Origin of the sequence: Burkholderia sp. MS455, assembly GCF_016899445.1 — a bacterium.
In the GTDB taxonomy this organism is placed as follows: domain Bacteria; phylum Pseudomonadota; class Gammaproteobacteria; order Burkholderiales; family Burkholderiaceae; genus Burkholderia; species Burkholderia pyrrocinia_C.
This window is the reverse complement of record NZ_CP041778.1, coordinates 1,254,302-1,276,777: the sequence shown is the minus strand read 5'-3', so window position 1 is coordinate 1,276,777 and position 22,476 is coordinate 1,254,302. Positions and strand designations below refer to the sequence as shown.

Sequence of the window (22,476 nt, the reverse complement as noted above, 5' to 3'; positions counted from 1 at the left end):
CGGGAATGGGGTCAGCCGGCTCGCTTGTAGCGGGCGTGGATGTTGTTGTGCTTGTACGAGCCGCTTTCGCTGAACTCGGTCAGTTCCATCGACAGCGCGAGATAGCGTTTCGCGTACAGCTCGGCGAAATGGGCCTTGATCGCGTCGAACAGCGCATCGCACGCGGCTTTCTTCGTGTCGTCGCTGCGGCCCGAGCCGATCTTCATCGTCACGTGGACGAACGCGTCGTCCTCCGTGCCGTCGGCGACGCAATAGTCCTGCAGCTCGATCGCGCGCGACCGGATGCCGCCGGTCGGGAACACGCCGCCCTGCGCGATCAGTGTTGCATTGATCGTGCGCAGCAGCGCGGGAATGCGCGCGTCGTCACGGATGTTCGAGGTGTATTCGACGACGATGTGAGGCATGGCAAGTCTCCGGTCGGATGTTCGATGCGGGGCCGCGGCGTTCAGGGCAGCGGGAAGATCGCGTTGATCTGCCCGGTGCCCGAACTCGCGAAATAGTCGGTGACGATCTCGACCGGCTTGTCGTAACGATCCCAGCCGAGCAGGCCGAGCAGCATCGCCGTGTCGTGCATGCCGCCTTCGCCGTGGCAATGCGTGTTGTACTCGGGCAGCATCGCGCAGAACGTCTTGAAATCGCCCTGCTTCCACAGCTCGACCACGCGCAGGTCGACCTGCCGGAAGAATTCGCGGCTGATCTGGTGGATCGATTCCTCGGGGCTGCCGTTATCGTTGAAGCGATGCGACAGCGAACCGCTCGCGAGGAACGCGACGTTCGAATCGCTTTTCCCGATCGCTTCGAGCAACGCCTCGCCGAAGCGCCGGCTTTCGTCGAGCGTGTGCCACATGCACCAGCCGGCGATCGACACGACCTTGAAGTGCTGGTCGCCGTTCATGTAGCGCATCGGCACGAGCGTGCCGTATTCGAGTTCGAGGCTGTCGATCTCGTGTGCGCGCGTCGCGATCCCGGCTGCGCTGGCCGTCTCGGCGATCAGCCGGCCGAGCGCCGGATTGCCCGGATACGCGTACTGCATGTCGCGGATGAAATGCGGCAGCTCGTTGCTCGTGTACGTGCCGGCGAACCGCGCATTGCAGTTCACGTGATAACCCGCGTTGACGAGCCAGTGCACGTCCGACACGACGATCGTGTCGACGCCGAGCGCGCGGCAGCGCTCGCCGATCAGCTGATGGCCGCGGATCGCCGCTTCGCGGCAGCCGTGATGCCTGCCGGGCATTTCCGACAGGTACATCGACGGCACATGCGTGATCTTCGCGGCGAGGGACAATTTGCCCATCGTTCAAGTCTCCATATCGTTCGTGCTTCCGGCGAAACGACCCGCGCCCGTCACACGCCCCAGCGCGGAATGTGATGCGAACCCATCGAGATGCACACGTTCTTGATCTCCGCGAACACCTCGAAGCTGTACTCGCCGCCCTCGCGCCCGGTGCCCGACTCCTTCACGCCGCCGAACGGCTGGCGCAGGTCGCGCACGTTCTGGCTGTTCACGAACACCATCCCGGCCTCGATGCCGCGCGCGAGGCGATGCACCTTGCCGACGTCCTGCGTCCAGATGTACGACGCGAGGCCGTACGACGTGTCGTTCGCGAGCCGCAGCCCTTCTTCCTCGTCCTCGAACGGAATCAGGCACGCGACCGGCCCGAAGATCTCTTCCTGCGCGATACGCATCCGGTTGTCGACGTCGGCAAACACGGTCGGCCGCACGAAGTTGCCGTTGCGCAGATGCTCGGGCAGGCCCGCCGGCTTGTCCGCGCCGCCCGCGACCACGCGCGCGCCTTCCTGCTCGCCGATGCGGATGTAGCCCGTCACCTTCTCCCAGTGCTGGCGCGTGATCATCGCGCCGAGCTGCGTGGCCGGATCGGACGGATCGCCGACCACCAGGTTGTTCGCGCGGCGCGAAAATTCCTGCACGAAGCGGTCGTAGATCGTGCGCTGCACGAAGATCCGCGAGCCCGCGGTGCAGCGTTCGCCGTTGATCGAGAAGATCGTGAACAGCGACGCATCGAGTGCACGATCGAAATCCGCGTCGTCGAAAATCAGCACCGGCGACTTGCCGCCGAGCTCCATCGAATACTTCTTGAGGCCCGCGCGCTCCATGATCCGCTTGCCCGTGACCGTGCCGCCGGTAAACGACACCGCACGCACGTCCGGATGCCGCACGAGCGCGTCGCCGGCGGTCGCGCCATAGCCCTGCACGACGTTCAGCACGCCGGGCGGAATACCGGCTTCGAGCGCGAGCCGGCCGAGCTGGTCGGCCGTCAGCGGCGACAGCTCCGACATCTTCAGCACGGCCGTGTTGCCGAGCGCGAGGCACGGCGCCGTCTTCCACGTGGCCGTCATGAACGGCACGTTCCACGGCGACACCAGCGCGCACACGCCGACCGGCTGGTACAGCGTGTAGTTCAGCATCTGGTCGTCGACCGGATAGGTGCGGCCGTTCATCTGCACGCAGACTTCCGCGAAGAAATTGAAGTTCTCGGACGCGCGCGGAATCAGCTGCTTGCTCGTCTGCGCGATCGGCAGGCCGGTGTCCTGCGTCTCGAGCGCCGCGAGCATCGGCACGTTCTTCTCGATCAGCTCGCCGAGCTTGCGCATCAGCTTCGCGCGCTCCTTCGCGGGCGTGTTCGCCCATTTCGGGAATGCTTCCTTCGCCGCGCGCACGGCCGCGTCGACTTCGGCCTCGCCGGCCGACGCGACGTCGGTGATCACGTCGCCAGTCGCGGGGTTCAGCGTCGTGAAGGTCTCGCGGCTCTCGACTTCGCGGCCGTCGATCCAGTGCTTGATGGTCATGGGTTCTCCTTGGGCGACGGGCTCAGCCGGCGCGATAGTAGTCCGCTTCGGCGACGATCGTGTTCACGAGCCTGCCGATCCCTTCGATTTCGGTCACGACCTCGTCGCCCGGCCGCGTGTCCGCCAACCCCTCGGGCGTGCCGGTCAGGATCAGGTCGCCCGGCGAGAGCGTCATGAAGCTGCTGATGTGCTCGATCAGCGCCGGCACGTCGAAGATCATGTCGCGCGTGCTGCCGCGCTGCGTCTCCCGGCCGTTCACGGTCGTGCGCAGGTTCAGGTCGCCCGCGTCGCCGATCTCGTCGCGGCTGACGAACCACGGCCCGAGCGGCGTGCAGGTGTCGCGGTTCTTCACGCGCAGGTTCGGGCGGTAGTAGTTCTCGAGATAATCGCGGATCGCGTAGTCGTTCGCGACCGTATAGCCGGCCACATAGTCGATCGCCTGCGCGCGGCTCACGTTGCGCGCGGGCCGGCCGATCACGACGGCCAGCTCGCACTCGTAGTGCATGTGGGTGGCATCCGCCGGGCGCACGGTGCGCGACCGGTGGCCGATGAACGTGTTCGGCCCCTTCAGGAAGATCAGCGGCTCGCTCGGCGCGTTGAACGCGAGTTCCTTCGCGTGGTCGGCGTAGTTGAGGCCGAGCGCGAACGTCGTGCGCGGCGCGACGGGCGGCAACCATGCGACCGTCTCCTCGGCAACCACGCGCCCCGTGTCGAGGCGGATCGCGCCGTCGCCGGCCGGTTCGGCCGCATGCAATGCGCCGTTGTAGATCACGCGCGCCGTCTTCATCGTGTCTCCTCCGCAATCAGCGTATGCCGCAGCGTGCCGATGCCGGCCGCGGCGATCTCGATCGTGCTGCCCGCGCGGGCGCGCGGCGCGCCGCCGGCGACGCCGAGCAGCAGCACATCGCCGGCGTCGAACGACATGAACGCCGTCACGTCGGCGATCAGTTCGCGCACCGGGCGAATCAGCGTCGCGGTCGACGCCGATGCGGCCACCTCGCCGTCGATCCGCACGGTCAGTGCGAGCGCGTCGACCTCGGCCAGCGCGGCGGCCGGCACGATCGCCGGGCCCAGCGGGCAGAAACCGTCGCGACACTTGAAGCGCACGGCCGGACGGTAGTAATCGGGATGCGGCACCGACACGTCGCTCGCGAGCGTGAAGCCGTGCACGTAGTCGAGCGCCTGTGCGGCCGGCACACGCGTGGCGCGCCGGGCGAACACGACGGCCACCGACGCGCCGATCTCCAGCATGTCGACACCGGCCGGCACGACGACGGCCGCGCCGTCGGCCGCATGCGTGTTGGCCGGCTTGATGTAAAGGATCGGCGCCTGCGGAGGGCGACCGTAAGGCGGTGCGTTCACCGCGTCGCCGAGCGCGTCGAGCGCCGTGCGCTCATTCAGCAGCGCACCGTAGACGGTACCGATGGCGACCGGCAACGGCGGCGCCGCGGCGGTCGTGCAAGACAGCTCCATGCGTCATTCCCCTGCCGCGCGTCGCGGCGCATCGTCAATACTTAACATCTTAAGTAAACAATCGGGTGCTGGCAACCTCGATTACCCTGATACGCGAAATTCACCACCTTCGGCTGTTAAGATTGATGCGTCCCCGTCCACTGTCCACCCCGATGAACCGTACGCTCGACCATCGCAACCTGGCCATGCTGCTGCTCGAAGCCCGCGAAACGCTGATGGGCCTGTTCCGCCCCATTCTCAAGGAATTCGCGCTGACCGAACAGCAATGGCGGATCATCCGCGTGCTCGACGGCGAACCGGCGCATGCACTCGAAGCGGGACAGATCGCGCGGCGCTGCTGCATCCTGAGCCCGAGCCTCACGGGCGTGCTGGAACGGATGGAGCGCGACGGGCTGATCACGCGCACGCGCGCGCAGGAGGATCAGCGCCGGCTGCTGGTCAGCTTGACACCGCAAAGCAGGAAACTCGTCACGGAAATCGGTCCGCGCATCGACGAGCAATACCGGCAGCTCGAGTCGCGCTTCGGCCAGGACGGCCTGGAAGACATCTACCGCGCGCTCGACCGGCTCATCGAACTCGGCGGCAACGCGTGATGATGGTGCCCGCTCCCGCCAGCCGCGGGAACGGGCGCCGGTGCAGCGCGGGCGGTCAGTGCAGCGCGCCGCGCATCAGCTCGGTCACGGCGACGCCGCGCGACGTGCGCATGCATTCCTCGACGTAATCGATGAACGGCAACGGCTCGAAATCGATTTCGTCGCGCACGCGGCTGTTGTCGAACACGCGATCGACCGTCGCGAATTCCGCGCAGCGCTGCAGCGCCCGGCCGATCACGCGCTCGAGTGCCGGATCGGGCCGCCCGAGCACCTCACGCACCACCAGCGGCAGCTCGGCCGGCGCGCACGCCGCGTAGCGCGGCGCCCCCGTCATCCCCGCCGCCTCGTCCATCGCGCGCACGATCTGCGCGACCTGCGGCGCCTCGTCGCCGGCCGACACGTGATAGAGATCGTGCGCGAGCGTCGGCTTGACGGCCAGCAGCATCGTCGCGCGCGCCACGTCGTCCACCGACACGATGTCGATGCGCGTCATCGGCCGCGCGGTGAAGCGGCGCGCGGCATGCGCAAGCCGGAACATCCAGAACGAATTCGGCGCGGGCCGCGTGCCGAGCACCGTATGGCCGACGACGTGCGACGGCCGCACGACGACGAGCGGCAGCCCGAGCGCGCGCAGGCGCTGCTCCGTTTCCGCCTTCGCATGCAGGTAGTCCGCCGCGAGCACCGCGCCCGGCAGGCCTTCGCCGTGTTGCGCGACATCGTTCGCCGCGTCGTCCGCCACGACTGCTTCGTGCACGATGCCGCCGCGCCCCGCATGCGCATAGGCCGTGCCGACGTAGACGAAGCGCTGCAGACGCGGCGCCCGTGCGAAGCGTTCGGCGAAGCGCACCGAATCGGCGATGTCCGCCTGCAGGTGCGCGCCGTCGGCCGGCGACGCATGGCCGGCGCAGTGGATCACGTGCGTCGCGCCGGCGAGGCGAGGCGCGTCGGCGCCCTGCCACACGTTGCCGAGCGCGCCGACGATTACGTTCGCGTCGGTCAGGCGCGATGCCCAGTACGGCGCGAGCCCCGCGCGCAGCGCCGCTTCGCGCAGCCGCGCGACGGCGTGGCCGCGGTCCTGCGCGCGCACGACGCACACGATGCGTTCGAGCAGCCCTGCGTTGACGAGCGCCGTCAGCACGGTACTGCCGATGAAGCCGGTCGCGCCGGTCAACACCAGCCGCCCGACGTTCGCCGCCGCGACCGGTGCGCTGGCCGGCGACACGAGGCTCGTCCGCCAGTTCAGCGACAACGCGGTTTTCCAGATCAGCACGATAGTCTCCTTCGAAGAGTCGGCCGGGCGGCGCAGCGCCTGCGGTTGCGGGCTGCGCACGGCTCACCGGCCGGGCCGGGGCCGACGCGCGCCCCGGCAGTCCCGATCGGGCGTGCGGCCCGCGATCGCGTCGATCGCACCTCTGGCACGAGGCGGCGGCAGCCGCCGAGGACGGGCGTCCGCGGCACAGGATCGGGAAGCTCCCAGTGTGGGGCCCGATCGCGTGCAAGTCTGTCCCGAAAGTTTCGTGAAAGTGTGCCGATTTGTGCGCGATTGTTGGAGTGTGTCGTTCCGGCCGTGCCGTCAAAACGCTGAAACATCGGGGCGGACCGCATTCCGGCAGTGCCGGATTGCGTCGATCGGCCCGGTTTCGGCGGCGGTCCGCGCGCGACAGATCGACGCGCCCCCCGGCCATGTCATCCCATGTCTCGAACGTCACCGATGCGCGCGTCGACACCGCAATCGCCGATGCCGCGTACGTTTGCTCGCGCAGCCGAAATGTCCGTGAATCGTCAGACGTCGTTTCATCTGAAACCGCAATGGACTCGATATGGGTTTATTGCGGATTATCACTTGCGTTTCACACCAGTCTATCTAGACTGTTCAAGTCCAAACGGTCAAATTCGTCCTTTCTTTCAGGAGACGATCCAATGCGCCTCACCATTCGAATTAATGGCAGCGAATCGGCAACCAGGCAATCCTTCGCGGTACTGTGGGTGGATACCGACGAGGGACTGTGGTCGCGTGAGGCACATCAGGGCATCGATCTTCCGACCTGGGGCAAGGTCCGCGACGTCGAGGGCGCAATGGCGCTCTGCGCGGCCGACGGCGGAAAAGCCGTATGCCAGTTGAAGGGGCTGTCGTTCGGTGCGACGCAGCGCGAACAGGGCCCCGCCGTGCTCGCCGGCAATCACCCCGGCGCGTGGCGGCTGCAGGCCGTCGATCGCTGCACGACCCAGCCGGAATACCGGGAATTCATTTCCGTCGCCCGATAGAAAATTTTTTACGGAAAACGTCTGCGGTTTTCGGGTTTATTCCAGTTTTCAGAGATAGTCATTTCGATATTCAGTATTAACAGCGCCTCATTCTGGGGCGTTTTTTATTTTCCGCTATTAAAGAAATAACCGAGGGCCGGGCAATTGATCGCATACCGGCGACGGCCGCGATCGACCGCCAGCGGACACCGCACGCCCGGATCGAGACACCGCCGAGCGCCCGTCGATCATCGTCTGCTGCGGCGGCGGAAATCCGCTCGCGCCCCACCTTTCCGGCATCACCTTTCAGCGCTTGCCGGATGACACCGCCCGCCTTTTCACGGGGCCGGAACATACTTTCCCCACACGGCGTTTACTCATTTATTACAATCGCATTATTCAGACTGACCTGCCGCCGTCCGGCGGCCCGACCCGGCCATTGCATGAGCGTGAAAAAGAAGACCCACCCCGCCGATCCGTACTCGGCCGCGACGAAGAATCCGATGCTCGTGTCGCGCCTGCCGATGTGGCGCTCGAAGCTGGTCGTGATCGTCGTGTTCCTCGCGTTCGCCGCGCTGCTCGCGCGCGCCTTCTGGGTGCAGGTCGCGAACCAGGATTTCTACGTCGGCCAGGGCCAGAAGCGCTACCAGCGCACGATCGAGCTCGACGCGATGCGCGGGCGCATCGTCGATCGCAACGGCGCGATGCTCGCGGTCAGCCTGTCGACCTATGAAATCTGGGCGAACCCGAAACAGGTCGCCGATACCGACTATCCGCAGATCGCGAAGCTGCTCGACCTGCCGCTCGGCGAGGTCAAGCGGCGCCTCGGCAACGACAAGACGTTCGTGCTGCTCAAGCGGCAGGTCGACGCGGACACCGCGGGCCGGCTCGACAAGCTCGCGATCGACGGCATCACGCAGATCGCCGATTCGAAGCGCTTCTACCCGGAAGGCGAATCCGCCGCGCACGTGGTCGGCTTCACGAACGTCGAAGACAAGGGCCAGGAAGGCGTCGAACTCGCGGCGAATGCGCGCCTGTCGGGCACGTCCGGGCAGCGCGAGGTGATCCGCGACCGGCTCGGCCGCATCGTGTCGGACACGCGCCCGCTCGTTCCCGCGCAGCACGGCGCGACGATCGAGCTGACGATCGACCGCCGGATCCAGCAGCTCGCGTTCAGCCAGCTCAAGGCGGCCGTGATCGAGAACAACGCGATCGCCGGCAGCGTCGTCGTGCTCGATGCACAGAACGGCGAAATCCTCGCGCTCGCGAACTACCCGACCTTCGACCCGAACGACCGCGCGCGCCTCACGGGCCAGCAGTTGCGCAATCGCGCGGTGATCGACACGTTCGAACCCGGCTCGACGATCAAGCCGCTCGTCGTCGCGCTATCGATCGACGAGCGCAAGGTCACGCCGAACACGATCATCAACACATCGCCGGGCACCTACAAGATCGGCCCGGCCGTGATCCACGACACGTCGAACCACGGGTCGCTGACGGTCTCGCAGGCACTGCAGAAATCGAGCAACGTCGCGCTCGCGAAGCTCGCGCTGAACCTGCCCGCCGAAACGATCTGGAACAAGTATCAGGAATACGGGATCGGCCGCGCGCCGGAGCTGACGTTCCCGGGCGTCGCGTCGGGCCGGCTGCGCGGCTACAAGCGCTGGCGGCCGATCGAGCAGGCGACGATGGCATACGGCTACGGGCTGTCGATGTCGCTGCTGCAGATCGCGCAGACGTATACGGCCTATGCGGGCGACGGCACGCTGCACCCGGTGTCGCTGCTGAAGAACGGCACCGACCAGCAGACGATCGACGCGCATCGCGGCCACCGCGTGACGTCGCCGCAAACGGCCGCGTCGATCCGCTCGATGCTCGAGATGGCGGTCGGCGAAGGCGGCACGGGGCGCCGCGCGCGCGTCGACGGCTACCGGATCGGCGGCAAGACGGGTACCGCACGCAAGCAGGTCGGCGCGACCTATGCGAAGGGCAAGTACCGCGCGCTGTTCGCGGGGATGGCGCCGATGAGCAACCCGCGCCTGATCGTCGCGGTGATGATCGACGAGCCGCGCGGCAAGGGCTACTACGGCGGCACGGTGGCCGGCCCGGTGTTCGCGTCGGTCACGAGCGGCTCGCTGCAGTTGCTCGGCATGCCGCCCGATGCGCCGGTCGAACCGGAGAAGCCGCAGCCGGCCAAGGCGGTTGCACCGCAGAAGACGGTCGAGGCGCCGAAGGCGGCGGCTCAACCGAAAACGGCTGCGGCGCAGAAGGCCCCCACTCCGACGAAGACGGCCGCGCAATCCGGCACGAGCGTGCCGGCGAAGGCAGCGGCAAGCTGAAGCCGCCGGGCGGCCGATGCGGCGTACCGCACCGCCCGCCATCTCCGTCCCCTCGCTTTCATCCCACTTTTCAGGAACGCTCTGCATTATTTGAGCGTTCCCACTGCGTCCGCCTACAATTTTTTCGCGCGGCGGGCGGCCTTGCCCGTGGCGCCCGACTACAACAATGGAGAGAGACGCATGCGATTCCACTGGAAAACGCTCGTGCTGACCACCGCGAGCGTCACGCTGCTGGGCGGCGCCCCGGCCCGGGCTGCCGATGTCACCGACGTGAAGATCGGCTTCCTCGTCAAACAGCCGGACGATCCGTGGTTCCAGGACGAATGGCGCTTCGCCGACCAGGCGGCGAAGGAAAGGCATTTCACGCTGATCAAGATCGCGGCCCCGAGCGGCGAAAAGGTGTCGACCGCGCTCGACAGTCTCGCCGCGCAGAAGGCGCAGGGCGTGATCATCTGCGCGCCCGACGTGAAGCTCGGCCCCGGCATCGCCGCGAAGGCGAAGCGCGCGGGGATCAAGCTGATGTCGGTGGACGACCAACTCGTCGACGGCCACGGCGCACCGCTCCAGGGCGTGCCGCACATGGGCATCTCCGCGTACAAGATCGGCCAGCAGGTCGGCCAGGCCATCGCCGACGAGACGAAGCGGCGCGGCTGGAATCCGGCCGAGGTCGGCATCATCCGGCTCGCGTACGACCAGTTGCCGACCGCGCGCGAGCGCACGACCGGCGCCGTCGATGCGCTCAAGGCAGCCGGCTTCCCGGCCGCGAACGTGATCGACGCGCCCGAGATGACGGCCGATACCGAAGGCGCGTTCAACGCGGCGAACATCGCGCTCACCAAGCATGCGAACTTCAAGCGCTGGGTCGCGTTCGGCTCGAACGACGACACGACGGTGGGCGCGGTGCGTGCCGCCGAGGGCCGCGGCATCGGCGCGGACGCGATGGTCGCGGTCGGCATCAACGGCAGCCAGATTGCGCTCAACGAGTTCGCGAAGCCGAAGCCGACGGGTTTCTACGGATCGATCCTGCTGAATCCGCGCCAGCACGGCTACCAGACGAGCATCAACATGGTCGACTGGATCACGAAAAATCAGGCGCCGCCGCCGCTCGTGCTGACGTCCGGCACGCTGATCACGCGCGACAACGAGAAGCAGGCGCGCGCCGCGCTCGGTCTGTGAGCATGCGCAAGGAGCCGACATGACACGCACCACCCTCGTGACGGGCGCGGCCGGCGGCATCGGCCAGGCGCTGTGCCGTACCTTCCTCGCGGCCGGCGACCGCGTGCTCGCGCTCGATCGCGACCGCGCGGCTCTCGACCGCTTCATCGATACGCTCGCCGACGCACGCGCGGCACCGGTCGTCGACGATCTCACCGACGCGGAGCGGCTGCGCGCGGTGCTCGAACCGCATCCGCAAGTCGACGTGCTCGTCGCGAACGCGGGCACGGCCGCGTCGACCACGTTGCGCGACACGACGCCGGCCAGCTGGCGCACCGATCTCGATTCGAACCTGACGGCCACCTACGTGAGTGTCGAAGCCGTGCTGCCCGGCATGCGCGCACGCGGGCGCGGCGCGATCGCGATCGTCGGTTCGGTAAACGGCGTGCACGCGCTCGGGCATCCGGTGTACAGCGCGGCGAAGGCCGGCCTGATCAGCTACACGAAATCGCTCGCGATCGAATACGGCCGCGATGGCGTGCGCGCGAACATCGTGCTGCCTGGCACGGTGAAGACACCCGCATGGGAAGCGCGCGTGCAGCGCAACCCACACGTGTTCGAGCAATTGAGGAAGTGGTATCCGCTCGACGATTTCGCGACGCCCGACGACGTCGCGCAGGCCGCGCTGTTCCTGTGCTCGCCGGCCGCGCGGATCATCACCGGCGTCGCGTTGCCGGTCGATGGCGGCCTGCTGGCCGGCAACCGCGTGATGGCGCAGGAACTGACGCTCGAGACGTTCTACTGAAGAACGCGGGGCCGGCGGCCGCCCGGGCCGCCGCACCCTGCCCGGTACGCGGCGCGATGCCGCGCGCCGTCAATGCGCCGCCGCTGCGACCGGCTTCACCATCCTGCCGAGCACGTGCTCGGTCATCCCGCGCGCGAGTTCGGTCTCGCCCATGAACACGGTGCCGATGCCTTCGCTCGACAGCAGCGCGGCCTCGTCGCCGCTGTTCGTGCACAGCACGACCTCGAGCGTCGGGTTGAGCGTGCGCGAGATCTCGACGATCTGCCGCACGTCGAACACATCGGGCAGCGTGACGACCAGCATCCCCGCACGCGCGATATGCGCCTGCACGAGCACGATCGGCTCGATCGCGTCGCCGGACACGGCCGCGATGCCGTCCGCACGCAGCTTCTCGACGAGCTCGCGATTCTGCTCGACGACGACATACGCGATCCCGCGCTCGTCCAGCGCATGCGCGATCCGCGTGCCGACCTTGCCGTAGCCGACGATCACGACCTGCCCGGTCAGGTGCGTCTGCGGCGTCGACATCGGCAGCGCGGCGAGCGGATCGTCGCGCGCCTCGAGCTTGCGCGCGAACGCCGAATGCTTGCGGATCCACGCGAGCGCCGGATCGATCATCGCGAACAGCAGCGTGTTCATCGCGATCGAGATCAGCGCGACCGCCAGAATCAGGCTCTGCCCCTCGGCCGACAGCAGCCCGAGCGCACGGCCGAGCCCCGCGAGGATGAACGAGAATTCGCCGATCTGCGCGAGGCCCGCGCCGACCGTCAGCGCGGTATTCAACGGATAGCGGAACGCGATCACGAGCGCGACCGCCGCGAGCGTCTTGCCGACCAGCACGATCGCCGCGACCTCGATCACGTGCAGCGGCTCTTCGATCAGCACCTTCGGGTCGAACAGCATCCCGACCGAGATGAAGAACAGCACCGAGAACGCGTCGCGCAGCGGCAACGTCTCGTCGGCCGCGCGCCGGCTGAATTCCGACTCGCGCATCATCATCCCGGCGAAGAACGCGCCGAGCGCGAACGACACGTCGAACAGCTTCGCCGCGCCGAACGCGATGCCGACCGCGGCCGCGATCATGCACAGCGTGAACAGCTCGCGCGAGCCCGTGCGCGCGACGAGCCACAAAATGCGCGGGAATACGCGCTTGCCGACCACGAGCATCAGCGCGATGAACGCCGCGACCTTCAGCATCGTCACGCCGAGCGTGCCCCACACGCTGCCGCCGGCCGCCTGCACATCGCCGGGCGGCGTGCCGCCGAGCAGCCCCGCGACGGGCGGCAGCAGCACGAGCACCAGCACCATCACGAGATCCTCGACGACGAGCCAGCCGACCGCGATGCGCCCGTTGACCGTCTCGACGAGCCCGCGCCCCTCGAGCGCGCGCAGCAGCACGACGGTACTCGCGACCGACAGCGCAAGCCCGAACACGAGCGCCGCGCCGAGGCTCCAGCCCCACGTGAGCGCGAGCCCGCCGCCGAGCAGCGTCGCGACGGTAATCTGCACGACGGCGCCCGGCAGCGCGATCTTGCGCACCGCGAGCAGGTCGCCGAGCGAGAAATGCAGGCCGACGCCGAACATCAGCAGCATCACGCCCACTTCGGCGAGCTGCTGCGCGAGCGACAGGTCGCCGACGAAACCGGGCGTGCCGGGGCCGATCACGATCCCGGCGAGCAGATAGCCGACGAGCGGCGGCATTTTCAGCAGCGACGCGAGGTAACCGAAGATCATCGCGAGACCGAAACCGGCCGCGAGCAACGCAATCAGGCTGACGTCATGGGGCATCCCCCCTCCCGAGTTCTTGTAACTATTTAGTAAGGTTCAAGAGTGGAAGGATAAGGGATGAGGCGGAACAATGGCGCGCCGCCGTGAAAATTTCACGCGGTGGCGCGCCTTTGCGGGGTGCAACCCCGGTGGAACGGCAGGCGCCGCGCGGGCTCGGCGGCGCCTTGAAGCGGCTCGGACAGACGGGGCTGGCGCCCCGCCGCCCCGTCAGCGCGACGCTTGCGGGAACCGCGCGCCCGGCGGCGGTTCCGGTCGGGTCGACGGCACGCTCTTGCGCACCTTCGCGACCTGCGCGGCCGTCACCGGCGCGCCCGTGTTGCCCCAGCTCGTGCGCACGAAGTTCGACACGTCCGCGACTTCCTGGTCCGACAGGCGCCAGCCGAACGGCGGCATCGTGAAGGTCGACGGCGCGGTGTGCGTGCCCTGCAGCGCGCTGCCCTCCAGCACGACGTGGATCAGCGACGTCGGATCGCCGCCCTGCACGACCGGGTTGCCGGCGAGCGCCGGGAACACGCGCGCGTAGCCGTGGCCGTCGCTGCGGTGGCACGCCATGCAGTTGTCGCGATAGACGGCCGCGCCCGGCTTGCTCGCGTCGCCGGTCTGCAAGGCCTTCGCGGCGGCCGCGTCGTACACGTGCGGCTGCTCGCCCTGCACGCGCGGCGACAACGTCTTCAGGTAGCGCGCGATCGCATTCAGGTCGTCGTCGGTCATGTGCTGCATGCTGTGGCCGACCACGTCCGTCATCCCGCCGAACGCGGCCGTGCGCAGCGTGCGGCCGGTCTTCAGGAACTGCACGATCTCGGTTTCCGTCCACGTGCCGAGCCCGGTGCGCGGCTCGCCGCGCAGGCTGGTCGGCACCCAGCCGTCGATCGCCGCGCCGCCGGCCAGGAAGTCCGGGCCGTCCGCGTCGGTCAGCCCGCGCTCCTGCATCGTCGGCGCGCGCGGTGTGTGGCACGCGCCGCAGTGGCCGAGACCCTGCACGAGATACGCGCCGCGCGCGACCGCCGGGTCGGTGTACGGCGCCGCGTCGAACGGCTTCGGCGACGGCGCGAACATCTTGCGCCAGATCCCGAGCGGCCAGCGCATCGACAGCGGCCACACGATGTCGACCGCGCGGTTCTCGTGCTCGACGGGCGCGACGCCGTGCATGAAGTACGCGTACAGCGCCTTCATGTCGTCGTCGGTGAGGCGCGCATAGGACGGGAACGGCATGGCCGGATACATCGTGTCGCCGTTCTTGCGCACGCCCTCGCGCACCGCGCGGGTGAAGTCGTCGAACGTCCAGCCGCCCAGGCCCGTTTTCGGGTCCGGCGTGATGTTCGTCGAATAGATTCCGCCGATCGGCGTGTCGAACTTCAGCCCGCCCGCGAACGGCTTGCCGCCGCTCGCCGTGTGGCATGCGATGCAGTCGCCCGCGCGGGCCAGGTATTCGCCGCGCTTGACGAGGTTCGCGTCGGCGGAGCGAGCCGCGGGCGCGGCCGCGGGGCCCGAAGCCGCCGCGGGCGCAACCGCCGGTTGCGCGAAAGCCGCGGTGCCCGCGAGGCCGAACGCGGCCCAGGCCGCGCCGGCCGCCAGCGCGCGCCGCACCGGGGAAAGGCGGCGCGCGGCGTTGTGGTTCATCGTCCTCTTCATGCGGTCACCAGCGGGGCGGGATTCTTCAGGTATTGCTCGCGGATCGCGCGTGCCGACCAGTAGGCCAGCGCCGCGATGATCCCGGTCGGGTTGTAGCCGATGCCCTGCGGCAGCGCCGACGCGCCCATCACGAACACGTTGTGCACGTCCCAGCACTGCAGGTAGCGATTCAGCACGCTCGTCTTCGGGTCGGTGCCCATGATCGCGCCGCCGACGAGGTGGGTCGTCTGGTACGCGCGCGAATCGAAGTGCTTGCCGAACTCGCGCGTCGACACGCCGATCGCCTTCGGCCCCATCGCCTCCGCGATCTTCTTCATCTGCCCGGTCACGTACTGCGCCATCCTGATGTCGTTGTCCTTCCAGTCGAAGGTCATCCGCAAGAGCGGCTGGCCGTACGAATCGCGATAGGTCGGATCGAGGTCGAGATACACGTCGCGGTACGACATGTTCGTGCCATGCGCGTCCATCGAGATCGTGTGCGCGTAGTAGTCCTTCACGGACTTCTTCCACGCCGAGCCCCACTGCGGCGTGCCGGGCGGCGTCGCGATGCCGCTGATCGGCTTCGCGCCGGCCTGGTTCACCCACAGCGGCGAGCCGCCGACGAAGCCGAGCGGGCCGTGGTCGAAGTTGTCCGCATTGAAGTCGTCCACCGCGACGCCGTTGCCGCCCGCGCCGATGAACGGGTTCGTGTAGGTGTCCTTGTCGAAGAACGCCTTGATCGTCGACAGGTTCTGGTACGCGAAATTGCGGCCCACGACGCCTTCGCCCGAGATCGGGTCGTACGGCTTGCCGATGCCCGACAGCAGCAGCAGGTGCACGTTGTGGTACTGGAACGCGGCGACGATCACGAGATCGGCCGGCTGGTGCACTTCGCGCCCGGCCGGGTCGACGTAGGTGACGCCCGTCGCGCGTTTCTTCGTGTCGTCGAGGTCGACACGCAGCACGTGGCACTTCGAGCGCAGCTCGAAGTTCGGCGCCTGCTTCAGCGCGGGCAGGATGTTCAGGTTCGGCGACGCCTTCGAGTACATGTAGCACGCGTAGCCGCTGCAGTAGCCGCAGAAGTTGCACGGGCCCATCTGCACGCCGTACGGGTTCGTGTACGGGCCCGACGTGTTCGCCGACGGCAGCCGGTACGGATGCAGGCCGAGCGACTGCGCCGCATCGAAGAAGCGCTGCGCCGAATAGGTATTGAGCTGCGCGGGCAACGGGAAGTCGTTGCTGCGGTTCGCTTCGAACACGTTGCCGTCGCCGACCACCTTGCCGCCGACCTTGTACGCCTGCCCCGACGTGCCGAACACCTTCTCGGCGAAATCGAAATGCGGCTCGAGCTCGTCGTAGCTGACGCCGGTGTCCTGAATCGTCATCCCGGCGGGGATGAACTTCTTGCCGTACCGCTCTTCATAGTGGCTGCGCAGGCGCAGCTCTTCCGGCGTGATCCGGAAGTGCACGCCCGACCAGTGCAGCCCCGCGCCGCCGACGCCCTCGCCCGGCAGGAACGCGGCGAGCTGCCGGTACGGCAGCGCGGTGTCCTGCACGCCGTGGCGGATCGAGACGGTCGTCTTCGACAGGTCGACGAACAGCTTCTTGCGGACGTTGTAGGTCAGCTCGTCGATCGTGTTCGGATACGCGCCGTCCGGATAGGTGTCGCGATACTCGCCGCGCTCGAGCGCGACGACCTTCAAGCCCGCTTCGGTCAGTTCCTTGGCGAGAATCGCGCCGGTCCAGCCGAAGCCGACGATGACCGCATCGACATGCGGCTTTTTCTCTGCGGCCATCAGGTGCGCTCCCCGTTGATCGAGACGGGGCCGTACGGATAGGGCTTGCCGTTCTGGTTGACGAAATCCATGAAATCCGCGCGCGCGCCCGGAAAGCCGATCATCTTCCACGCGGCCATGTCGTGATTGCCGCCGTGCACCGGATCGCAGAAGTAGCCTTCGCGCGTGTTCTGCAACAACTGGCCGAAGAACACGCCGGGCGGCACGTCGTCGATCTGCGCGCCGCCCTTCTCCAGCGCGCCGAGCACGGTGTCGCGCGTCGGCGCGTCGAGATCCGCGAACGCGTTGCCGTGGGCCTTTTCGCAATAGCGGTTGACGGCCGCGATGCCGAGCCGGTAGATGTCGCGCGGTACGAGCTTCAACTGGTAACCGAGCTCGGGCACGCCCTGCTGGAACGGCCCCTGCATGTACCACGTCGCGCCGTGCGCGTACGGCGTCTCCATCTGGCGGTCGATGAATTCGGGCACGCCCGATTCGAGCGCGCCAGGGCCTTCGGCGTCGGCCGGAATCAGCCGGTCGACGGCAGCCTGGACGAACGCCCACTCCTTCGCATCGAAGAAGGTCGGCTTGTACGGGGCGCGTTCGGCGCTGGCCGAGGCGGCGGGCGCGTTGCCGGCCGTCGTCGCGGATGGCGACGACGCGCGCAGGTCGCAGCCGGCGATCGACGCGATCGGCACGAGCGCGACCGACGTGCGCAGAAAACGGCGGCGCGAGTTGGGTTTGTCAGGTGGCGTGGACATTGTCGGATGTTGATCGTTGGGGATCGGGGGCCGGACGCGCGCATTCCGTATGCAGCGGGTCCGGCACGGCAGCCATGCCGCATGCGGCTGGCCGTCCTGTTCATTCGTGTGTTGCGAACAACCTCGATGCAGACACCGGCCGCGCGATGCGCGGCGGCGCCGTCATGCAGCCGCGTGCGTGCCGGTTCCGGCGGCGCGGATCGACCTCTTCGCGGGTCTTATCGTCGGACAAATACCGGCCTGTCGGCCTGGATCTGCCCGCCACCGCCATGACCGTGTTCAACCTGGACGCCGCGTTTGCCACAGCAGGCGCGACGCGCACGGCCCTTTTTCGGGTCCGGCGACGAGTGCCGCGAATTATATATGGAACCGGTTCCATTGCTAGACGGTTCGATGCAATTCAATGCATCGAAAATTGCAACAATTGAAAAATCCGGTAGCGGGAATGCGCAAGGATGGCGCGCTCGCCGGCCGAGCCGCGCGCCGGGCAGGCGATCGGCCTGCGTCGGGCGGAACCGACGGCTGTCTCTTTCCAGCCACGCGGCGCAACGCGTCGGTGCCGGTTTGCACGGTGCTCTGGTAGCCTCCGCGCCTCATGAATATACGGAAGAACAAACCGCCGGTGCATCTGTCGCCGGACATCCGGACTGCATTGGCCGTCGGCACACGCTACGGCGTGCCCGCGATTCTCGAAGTCGATGCGCAGCGCATGCACCGGCAAGGCCGCACGTTCTTCGTCGCCGAAAACGGCGTATGGCTGACCGACGCCGTGCCGGCCGAATACCTCACGCAGATCGACACGCCGGCGCGGTGAGCCGCACGCCGCTCACCGCGGCCAGAACATCGACGCAAGCGACAGCGCAAGCGCCGCGCAAAGCGGGGAGTAATACAGCGTGTCCATCCGCGCGAAACGCGACCCGCGAACCCGCTTGAAGAAGCCGACATAGCGGAAATCGCCGACGGCCCGCACCGCGAAGATCAATGCGAGCGCAACGACCGCGAATGCGATCGTGCCGGGATACGCGTTCCGCCCCAACCAGCCGGCACGCGCGGCGACCACGCATGCGCCGGCCAGCAGCGCCGCCGCGACGGCAAACGTGCCGACGGCGGTCGGCCGCAGCAGCGGCATGCCGTCCTGTTCCGGAATGGCCGCACGCTTGCCGAGCCGCCCGCCAAACGCCCAGTAGACGTGAACGAGCGCGATCGCGCAAAGCGTCGGCACGCTGAAATACGCGCCGGTCATGTCGGTAAATGTCCTCGTCTCGTTGTCTCGTCGTTTTGCCGGAAGATTCCGGCACGCGGCCCCGGCCCGCGACACGCAAGACGATACCGAAACCCGGCATCGCGTGCATTGCGGCGTCCGGTCGCAACCCGCCGCAGTGCGTGCTGCGGTGCAATGCGCAGACATCGTCGTGCCGGCCGTCCGCTTGACTTCCCTCAACGCACTACTACGCTGGTATTCCAGTACTGCGGTCGGCATGCCCCTGCGCAACCGGCCGCACGCGCATCGTTCGCCGCGCGGCGCACATGCACGACAACGATAACGAAGGCCATGGAGGCGACTCATGCTGATCGGTGTGCCGAAGGAGATCAAGAACCACGAATACCGCGTCGGCCTCACGCCGGCCGGCGCGCGCGAACTCACGCGGCACGGCCATACCGTGCTCGTCCAGCGCGGCGCGGGCACGGCGATCGGCCTGCTCGACAACGACTACACGGCCGCGGGCGCATCGCTGTGCGACGGCGCCGACGAAATCTTCGCGCGCGCCGACATGATCATCAAGGTCAAGGAGCCGCAGCCGGCCGAATGCGCGATGCTGCGGCGCGGCCAGATTCTCTATACCTACCTGCATCTCGCGCCCGATCCCGAACAGGCGGCCGCGCTCGTGAAGTCCGGCGCCGTCTGCATCGCGTATGAAACCGTGACGGCGCCCGGCGGCGGCCTGCCGCTGCTCGCGCCGATGAGCGAGGTGGCGGGACGCATGTCGATCCAGGTCGCGGCGACCCACCTCGAAAGCCCGCGCGGCGGCCGCGGCGTGCTGATGGCCGGCGTGCCCGGCGTGCCGGCCGCGCACGTGGTTGTGCTCGGCGCGGGTGTGGTGGGTACCGGCGCGCTGCAGATGGCGGTCGGCCTCGGCGCGCGCGTCACCGTGCTCGACAACAACGTGAACCGCTTGCGTCAGCTCGACCTCGTCTTCGCCAACCGGATCACGACCGTCTGCTCGAATGCGCATACGATCGACGAAGCCGTGCGCGAAGCCGACGTCGTGATCGGCGCGGTGCTCGTGCCCGGCGCATCGGCGCCGCGGCTCGTCACGCGCGACATGATCGCGACGATGCGCACGGGTGCGGTCGTCGTCGATGTCGCGATCGACCAGGGCGGATGCTTCGAGACCTCGCGTGCGACAACGCATGCGGACCCGACCTTCGTCGTCGACGGCGTCGTGCACTACTGCGTCGCGAACATGCCCGGCGCGGTCGCGCGCACGTCGACCTTCGCGCTGAACAACGCGACGCTCGGGCATGCGCTCGCGCTCGCCGACAAGGGCTGGAAGCAGGCGATGACCGACGATCCGCACCTGCGCGCAGGCCTGAACGTCTGCGACGGGCACATCACGTACGAAGCGGTCGCGCTGGCGCTCGGCCTGCCTTATGTGCCGGCCGCCGGCGTGCTGGCATGACATGAACGCACGGCTGGCAGCACGCGTTGCCGGCCGTCTTCACGCCCCCTTCGACCGGCTCCGCTTCGACCCGCCGCCCCCACCCATCGTGCGCGCGAGCAGCGGCCGCAGTTGCGCGAGCGTGCGCGTGTTGAGCACGTCCGGCCGCGTGAGCCAGCCGCGTCGCGCCTGATCGACGCCGTACGCGAGGTTGTCGAGTTCGTCCGCACTGCACGCATCCGAGCCGATCGCGACCGGCACGCCAGCCTTCGCGGCCTCGCGGCACCAGATGTCCGGCAGGTCGAACCGCCGCGGCTGCGCATCGAGTTCGACGAAGCAGCCGCGCGCCGCGGCCTGCGCGATCACGCGCGGCACGTCGAGCTCGCCTGCGTCGCGCTCGCCGAGCATGCGGCCGGTCGGGTGCGCGAGTATCGTGAAATACGGATGGTCCATCGCGCGCAGCATGCGGTCGGTCTGCGCGGCGCGCGACAGGTCGAAGCCGTCGCGTACCGCGCCGACGACGAGATCGAGCCGGCCGAGCATCGCGTCGGGTATGTCGAGACTGCCGTCTTCGAGAATGCCGGCTTCCACGCCCTTGAGCAGCACGAAATCGTCGAACGACGCATTGACGCGATCGATCTCGTCGAGCTGCCGCGCGAGCCATTCGAAGCTGTTGCGGCCGCCGTCGGCAGGCGGTGCCCGGTCGGTGACGGCCAGGTACGCGAGCCCGCGTGCGCGCGCCGCGTCGGCCATCACACGCAGGCCGTCGCGGCCGGCCGATGCGTTCGTATGCGCATGCAGGTCGCCGTGGATATGCTTGCGCTCGACCAGCGCCGGCAGCGTGCCCGCGCGCGACGCGTCGATCTCGCCGCGATTCTCGCGCAGTTCGGGCGGCACGACGTGCAGCCCGATTGCATCGTAGACCGACGCCTCCGTCGTGCCGGCAATCCGCTCGTCGCCGCGAAACACGCCATATTCGTTGATCTTCAGCCCGCCGGCCTGCGCGATCCTGCGCAGCGCGATGTTGTGCGCCTTCGATCCGGTGAAGTAGACGAGCGCCGCGCCGAACGCATCGGCGTCGACGACGCGCAGGTCGACCTGCAACCCGCCGTCGAGCACGACGCTCGACTTCGTCTTGCCGTGCGCGAGCACGCGCGCCACCTTGTCGTAACCGACGAACGCGTCGGCGACGGCCACCGGATCGCGTGCAGTGGCCAGAATGTCGAGATCGCCGACCGTCTCGCGGCGGCGGCGAAAACTGCCGGCCGGCACGACCTTGCCGACGCCGGCCACCGCGCGCAGGCATTCGAGCAACGGCGTCAGCGCTTGCTCGGCAGCCGGCAGCAGGAAACGCTGCGGTTCGCGCTGCAGGCGATCGTCGATCGCTTCGAGCAGATGCGCTTCGGTTTTCGCGCCGAAGCCCGGCAACTCGCGCACGTGCCCGCTCTTCGCTTCGACGCGAAGCTGTTCGAGCGAATCGACGTGCAGTGCGTCATGCAGCGCCTTCACGCGTTTCGCGCCGAGCCCCGGCACGTCGAGCAGCTCGACGATCGCGCCCGGCAGCGCGTGGCGCAGCGATTGCTGCAGTTCGCAGGTGCCGGTCGCGGCGATCTCGCGCAGCTTCGACGCGAGATCGGCCCCGATCGACGGAATCTTTCCGAGATCGTCGCCGCTCGCGATCATCGTCGGGATGTCGCGCCCGTAGTCGGCGATCGTACGCGCGGCGTTGCGGTAGGCACGCACGCGGAACGGATTGGCGCCCTGGATTTCGAGCATGTCCGCGATCTCGGCGAACACGGCCGCGCACTCGGCATTGTGGATCGGCATGATCGGCGTGGCTCCCTTCCACGTGGATGGCGCCGCACGCGTGCGCGACGGCGTCTGCCCGCCCGGCGCCGCATGTCGACGCCGCCGGGCGCCCGTTCGTCATCCTACGCCGACCGCGCATCGCGTGCAGCGCGAAAGCGGGATCGCGAGCGCGACGTCAGTCAGAGCGATGCGCGCGGTGTCGTCGCGTAGCGTCGCTCGTAGACCGACTGGCAATGCGTGCAGCGCTCGGCGGTCGGGCGCGCGAGCAGGCGCTCATAGTCGACCGGCGCATCGCAATCGATGCATTCGCCGTAGCTGCCGTCGCGCATTCGCAGTTGTGCGCGTCCGATCGCACGCAGTTCGGTCAGCTTCATGCCGATCAACGCATGATCGACGTCGACGAACAGATCCGCGTTCGCCTCGTCGCCCTCGTCCGGCGACGCACCGGCAAGATCTGCATAGGATTCCGACGCGCGCTGGTCTTCGCTCGTGCGGATCTCCGCACGCAGCGTCTGCTCGCTCTCCTTCAGCCGCTGTTGCAGCATCTGCCGTTGTTGTTGGTCGAGCGCCATGGCCGTCTCTCCTGTTCCGGGTTCCGCGCGGAAAGTGTGGCGCGCGGTGTCGCGCCGGTGCGCGGCGGATAGACACGACCGGC

20 protein-coding genes are annotated in these 22,476 nt (G+C 68.1%); 7 read left to right on the top strand and 13 right to left on the bottom strand.

Annotation, left to right across the window (positions count from 1 at the left end; genetic code table 11):
* Positions 1-11: 11 nt before the first annotated feature.
* The 5 genes from FPJ27_RS10340 to FPJ27_RS10320 are packed head-to-tail and all read right to left on the bottom strand — an operon-like array spanning position 12 to position 4,281.
* On the bottom strand, positions 12-404 hold the full coding sequence (locus tag FPJ27_RS10340; protein ID WP_204422812.1) for a 5-carboxymethyl-2-hydroxymuconate Delta-isomerase: 393 nt from the start codon (positions 402-404) through the stop codon (positions 12-14).
* Positions 405-445: 41 nt separating this feature from the next.
* Positions 446-1,294: a 3,4-dihydroxyphenylacetate 2,3-dioxygenase gene (gene hpaD / locus FPJ27_RS10335; protein ID WP_204422811.1), complete on the bottom strand. Its 849-nt coding sequence runs from the start codon at positions 1,292-1,294 to the stop codon at positions 446-448.
* Between the two features lie 50 nt (positions 1,295-1,344).
* Positions 1,345-2,808, bottom strand: a complete 1,464-nt coding sequence (gene hpaE / locus FPJ27_RS10330) for a 5-carboxymethyl-2-hydroxymuconate semialdehyde dehydrogenase (protein ID WP_204422810.1) — start codon at positions 2,806-2,808, stop codon at positions 1,345-1,347.
* Positions 2,809-2,830: 22 nt separating this feature from the next.
* Positions 2,831-3,595, bottom strand: coding sequence for a fumarylacetoacetate hydrolase family protein (locus tag FPJ27_RS10325; RefSeq protein ID WP_204422809.1), 765 nt, complete (start codon positions 3,593-3,595; stop codon positions 2,831-2,833).
* Complete coding sequence (locus FPJ27_RS10320) at positions 3,592-4,281, bottom strand: fumarylacetoacetate hydrolase family protein (protein WP_204422808.1); 690 nt, start codon at positions 4,279-4,281, stop codon at positions 3,592-3,594. Before FPJ27_RS10320 ends, FPJ27_RS10325 begins: the two co-directional genes overlap by 4 nt.
* Before the next feature lie 152 nt (positions 4,282-4,433).
* Between FPJ27_RS10320 and hpaR the strand changes: the two genes are divergently transcribed.
* The gene (gene hpaR / locus FPJ27_RS10315; RefSeq protein WP_034179682.1) at positions 4,434-4,874 is read left to right on the top strand and encodes a homoprotocatechuate degradation operon regulator HpaR; all 441 of its coding nucleotides are present in this window, start codon (positions 4,434-4,436) and stop codon (positions 4,872-4,874) included.
* 55 nt (positions 4,875-4,929) lie between these two features.
* On the opposite strand, the gene FPJ27_RS10310 is transcribed toward hpaR, so the two are convergent.
* Positions 4,930-6,144, bottom strand: coding sequence for an SDR family oxidoreductase (locus tag FPJ27_RS10310; protein ID WP_072436661.1), 1,215 nt, complete (start codon positions 6,142-6,144; stop codon positions 4,930-4,932).
* Positions 6,145-6,794: 650 nt separating this feature from the next.
* On the opposite strand from FPJ27_RS10310, the gene FPJ27_RS10305 reads away from it, so the two are divergent.
* From FPJ27_RS10305 to FPJ27_RS10290, 4 genes are all read left to right on the top strand, one after another.
* Positions 6,795-7,139 (top strand): DUF3564 family protein, encoded by a 345-nt coding sequence (locus FPJ27_RS10305; protein WP_072436660.1) that lies wholly within the window; start codon positions 6,795-6,797, stop codon positions 7,137-7,139.
* Positions 7,140-7,561: 422 nt separating this feature from the next.
* Positions 7,562-9,457, top strand: a complete 1,896-nt coding sequence (locus tag FPJ27_RS10300; protein WP_204422807.1) for a penicillin-binding protein 2 — start codon at positions 7,562-7,564, stop codon at positions 9,455-9,457.
* Positions 9,458-9,637: 180 nt separating this feature from the next.
* On the top strand, positions 9,638-10,633 hold the full coding sequence (locus tag FPJ27_RS10295) for an arabinose ABC transporter substrate-binding protein (RefSeq protein ID WP_204422806.1): 996 nt from the start codon (positions 9,638-9,640) through the stop codon (positions 10,631-10,633).
* A gap of 19 nt (positions 10,634-10,652) precedes the next feature.
* Positions 10,653-11,417 carry an SDR family oxidoreductase gene (locus FPJ27_RS10290; protein WP_204422805.1) on the top strand — a complete coding sequence of 255 codons (765 nt, stop codon included), beginning with the start codon at positions 10,653-10,655 and terminating at the stop codon, positions 11,415-11,417.
* Positions 11,418-11,486: 69 nt separating this feature from the next.
* Here the strand turns inward: FPJ27_RS10290 and FPJ27_RS10285 are convergent, their stop codons facing one another.
* The 4 genes from FPJ27_RS10285 to FPJ27_RS10270 all read right to left on the bottom strand — a co-directional run bounded on the left by FPJ27_RS10285 (position 11,487) and on the right by FPJ27_RS10270 (position 17,352).
* Entirely contained in the window at positions 11,487-13,205 is a 1,719-nt protein-coding gene (locus FPJ27_RS10285; RefSeq protein ID WP_034179686.1) for a cation:proton antiporter, read from the bottom strand.
* Positions 13,206-13,412: 207 nt separating this feature from the next.
* Positions 13,413-14,837 carry a cytochrome c gene (locus tag FPJ27_RS10280; RefSeq protein WP_204422804.1) on the bottom strand — a complete coding sequence of 475 codons (1,425 nt, stop codon included), beginning with the start codon at positions 14,835-14,837 and terminating at the stop codon, positions 13,413-13,415.
* Positions 14,834-16,612: a GMC family oxidoreductase gene (locus tag FPJ27_RS10275; protein WP_072436655.1), complete on the bottom strand. Its 1,779-nt coding sequence runs from the start codon at positions 16,610-16,612 to the stop codon at positions 14,834-14,836. The genes FPJ27_RS10280 and FPJ27_RS10275 overlap by 4 nt, the downstream gene beginning before the upstream one ends.
* The gene (locus FPJ27_RS10270) at positions 16,612-17,352 is read right to left on the bottom strand and encodes a gluconate 2-dehydrogenase subunit 3 family protein (protein ID WP_204422803.1); all 741 of its coding nucleotides are present in this window, start codon (positions 17,350-17,352) and stop codon (positions 16,612-16,614) included. Before FPJ27_RS10270 ends, FPJ27_RS10275 begins: the two co-directional genes overlap by 1 nt.
* Positions 17,353-17,947: 595 nt before the next feature.
* On the opposite strand from FPJ27_RS10270, the gene FPJ27_RS10265 reads away from it, so the two are divergent.
* Positions 17,948-18,166 carry an RNA 2'-phosphotransferase gene (locus tag FPJ27_RS10265; protein WP_204422802.1) on the top strand — a complete coding sequence of 73 codons (219 nt, stop codon included), beginning with the start codon at positions 17,948-17,950 and terminating at the stop codon, positions 18,164-18,166.
* A gap of 12 nt (positions 18,167-18,178) precedes the next feature.
* Here the strand turns inward: FPJ27_RS10265 and FPJ27_RS10260 are convergent, their stop codons facing one another.
* Positions 18,179-18,595: a DUF3995 domain-containing protein gene (locus FPJ27_RS10260; RefSeq protein WP_204422801.1), complete on the bottom strand. Its 417-nt coding sequence runs from the start codon at positions 18,593-18,595 to the stop codon at positions 18,179-18,181.
* Positions 18,596-18,917: 322 nt separating this feature from the next.
* On the opposite strand from FPJ27_RS10260, the gene ald reads away from it, so the two are divergent.
* Positions 18,918-20,033 (top strand): alanine dehydrogenase, encoded by a 1,116-nt coding sequence (ald, locus tag FPJ27_RS10255; protein ID WP_204422800.1) that lies wholly within the window; start codon positions 18,918-18,920, stop codon positions 20,031-20,033.
* A 39-nt stretch (positions 20,034-20,072) separates the two neighbouring features.
* Here the strand turns inward: ald and polX are convergent, their stop codons facing one another.
* Together polX and FPJ27_RS10245 are read right to left on the bottom strand one after the other, a co-directional pair.
* On the bottom strand, positions 20,073-21,839 hold the full coding sequence (gene polX, locus FPJ27_RS10250; protein ID WP_204422799.1) for a DNA polymerase/3'-5' exonuclease PolX: 1,767 nt from the start codon (positions 21,837-21,839) through the stop codon (positions 20,073-20,075).
* Between the two features lie 161 nt (positions 21,840-22,000).
* Positions 22,001-22,393, bottom strand: a complete 393-nt coding sequence (locus FPJ27_RS10245; RefSeq protein WP_034179693.1) for a TraR/DksA C4-type zinc finger protein — start codon at positions 22,391-22,393, stop codon at positions 22,001-22,003.
* Between the last annotated feature and the right edge of the window lie 83 nt (positions 22,394-22,476).

Bases quoted from the DNA above. Each gene is read 5' to 3' on its own strand.
- FPJ27_RS10340 (WP_204422812.1), bottom strand. From the start codon at position 404: ATGCCTCACATCGTCGTCGAATACACCTCGAACATCCGTGACGACGCG.
- hpaD (WP_204422811.1), bottom strand. From the start codon at position 1,294: ATGGGCAAATTGTCCCTCGCCGCGAAGATCACGCATGTGCCGTCGATG.
- hpaE (WP_204422810.1), bottom strand. From the start codon at position 2,808: ATGACCATCAAGCACTGGATCGACGGCCGCGAAGTCGAGAGCCGCGAG.
- FPJ27_RS10325 (WP_204422809.1), bottom strand. From the start codon at position 3,595: ATGAAGACGGCGCGCGTGATCTACAACGGCGCATTGCATGCGGCCGAA.
- FPJ27_RS10320 (WP_204422808.1), bottom strand. From the start codon at position 4,281: ATGGAGCTGTCTTGCACGACCGCCGCGGCGCCGCCGTTGCCGGTCGCC.
- hpaR (WP_034179682.1), top strand. From the start codon at position 4,434: ATGAACCGTACGCTCGACCATCGCAACCTGGCCATGCTGCTGCTCGAA.
- FPJ27_RS10305 (WP_072436660.1), top strand. From the start codon at position 6,795: ATGCGCCTCACCATTCGAATTAATGGCAGCGAATCGGCAACCAGGCAA.
- FPJ27_RS10300 (WP_204422807.1), top strand. From the start codon at position 7,562: ATGAGCGTGAAAAAGAAGACCCACCCCGCCGATCCGTACTCGGCCGCG.
- FPJ27_RS10295 (WP_204422806.1), top strand. From the start codon at position 9,638: ATGCGATTCCACTGGAAAACGCTCGTGCTGACCACCGCGAGCGTCACG.
- FPJ27_RS10290 (WP_204422805.1), top strand. From the start codon at position 10,653: ATGACACGCACCACCCTCGTGACGGGCGCGGCCGGCGGCATCGGCCAG.
- FPJ27_RS10285 (WP_034179686.1), bottom strand. From the start codon at position 13,205: ATGCCCCATGACGTCAGCCTGATTGCGTTGCTCGCGGCCGGTTTCGGT.
- FPJ27_RS10280 (WP_204422804.1), bottom strand. From the start codon at position 14,837: ATGAAGAGGACGATGAACCACAACGCCGCGCGCCGCCTTTCCCCGGTG.
- FPJ27_RS10275 (WP_072436655.1), bottom strand. From the start codon at position 16,612: ATGGCCGCAGAGAAAAAGCCGCATGTCGATGCGGTCATCGTCGGCTTC.
- FPJ27_RS10270 (WP_204422803.1), bottom strand. From the start codon at position 17,352: ATGTCCACGCCACCTGACAAACCCAACTCGCGCCGCCGTTTTCTGCGC.
- FPJ27_RS10265 (WP_204422802.1), top strand. From the start codon at position 17,948: ATGAATATACGGAAGAACAAACCGCCGGTGCATCTGTCGCCGGACATC.
- FPJ27_RS10260 (WP_204422801.1), bottom strand. From the start codon at position 18,595: ATGACCGGCGCGTATTTCAGCGTGCCGACGCTTTGCGCGATCGCGCTC.
- ald (WP_204422800.1), top strand. From the start codon at position 18,918: ATGCTGATCGGTGTGCCGAAGGAGATCAAGAACCACGAATACCGCGTC.
- polX (WP_204422799.1), bottom strand. From the start codon at position 21,839: ATGCCGATCCACAATGCCGAGTGCGCGGCCGTGTTCGCCGAGATCGCG.
- FPJ27_RS10245 (WP_034179693.1), bottom strand. From the start codon at position 22,393: ATGGCGCTCGACCAACAACAACGGCAGATGCTGCAACAGCGGCTGAAG.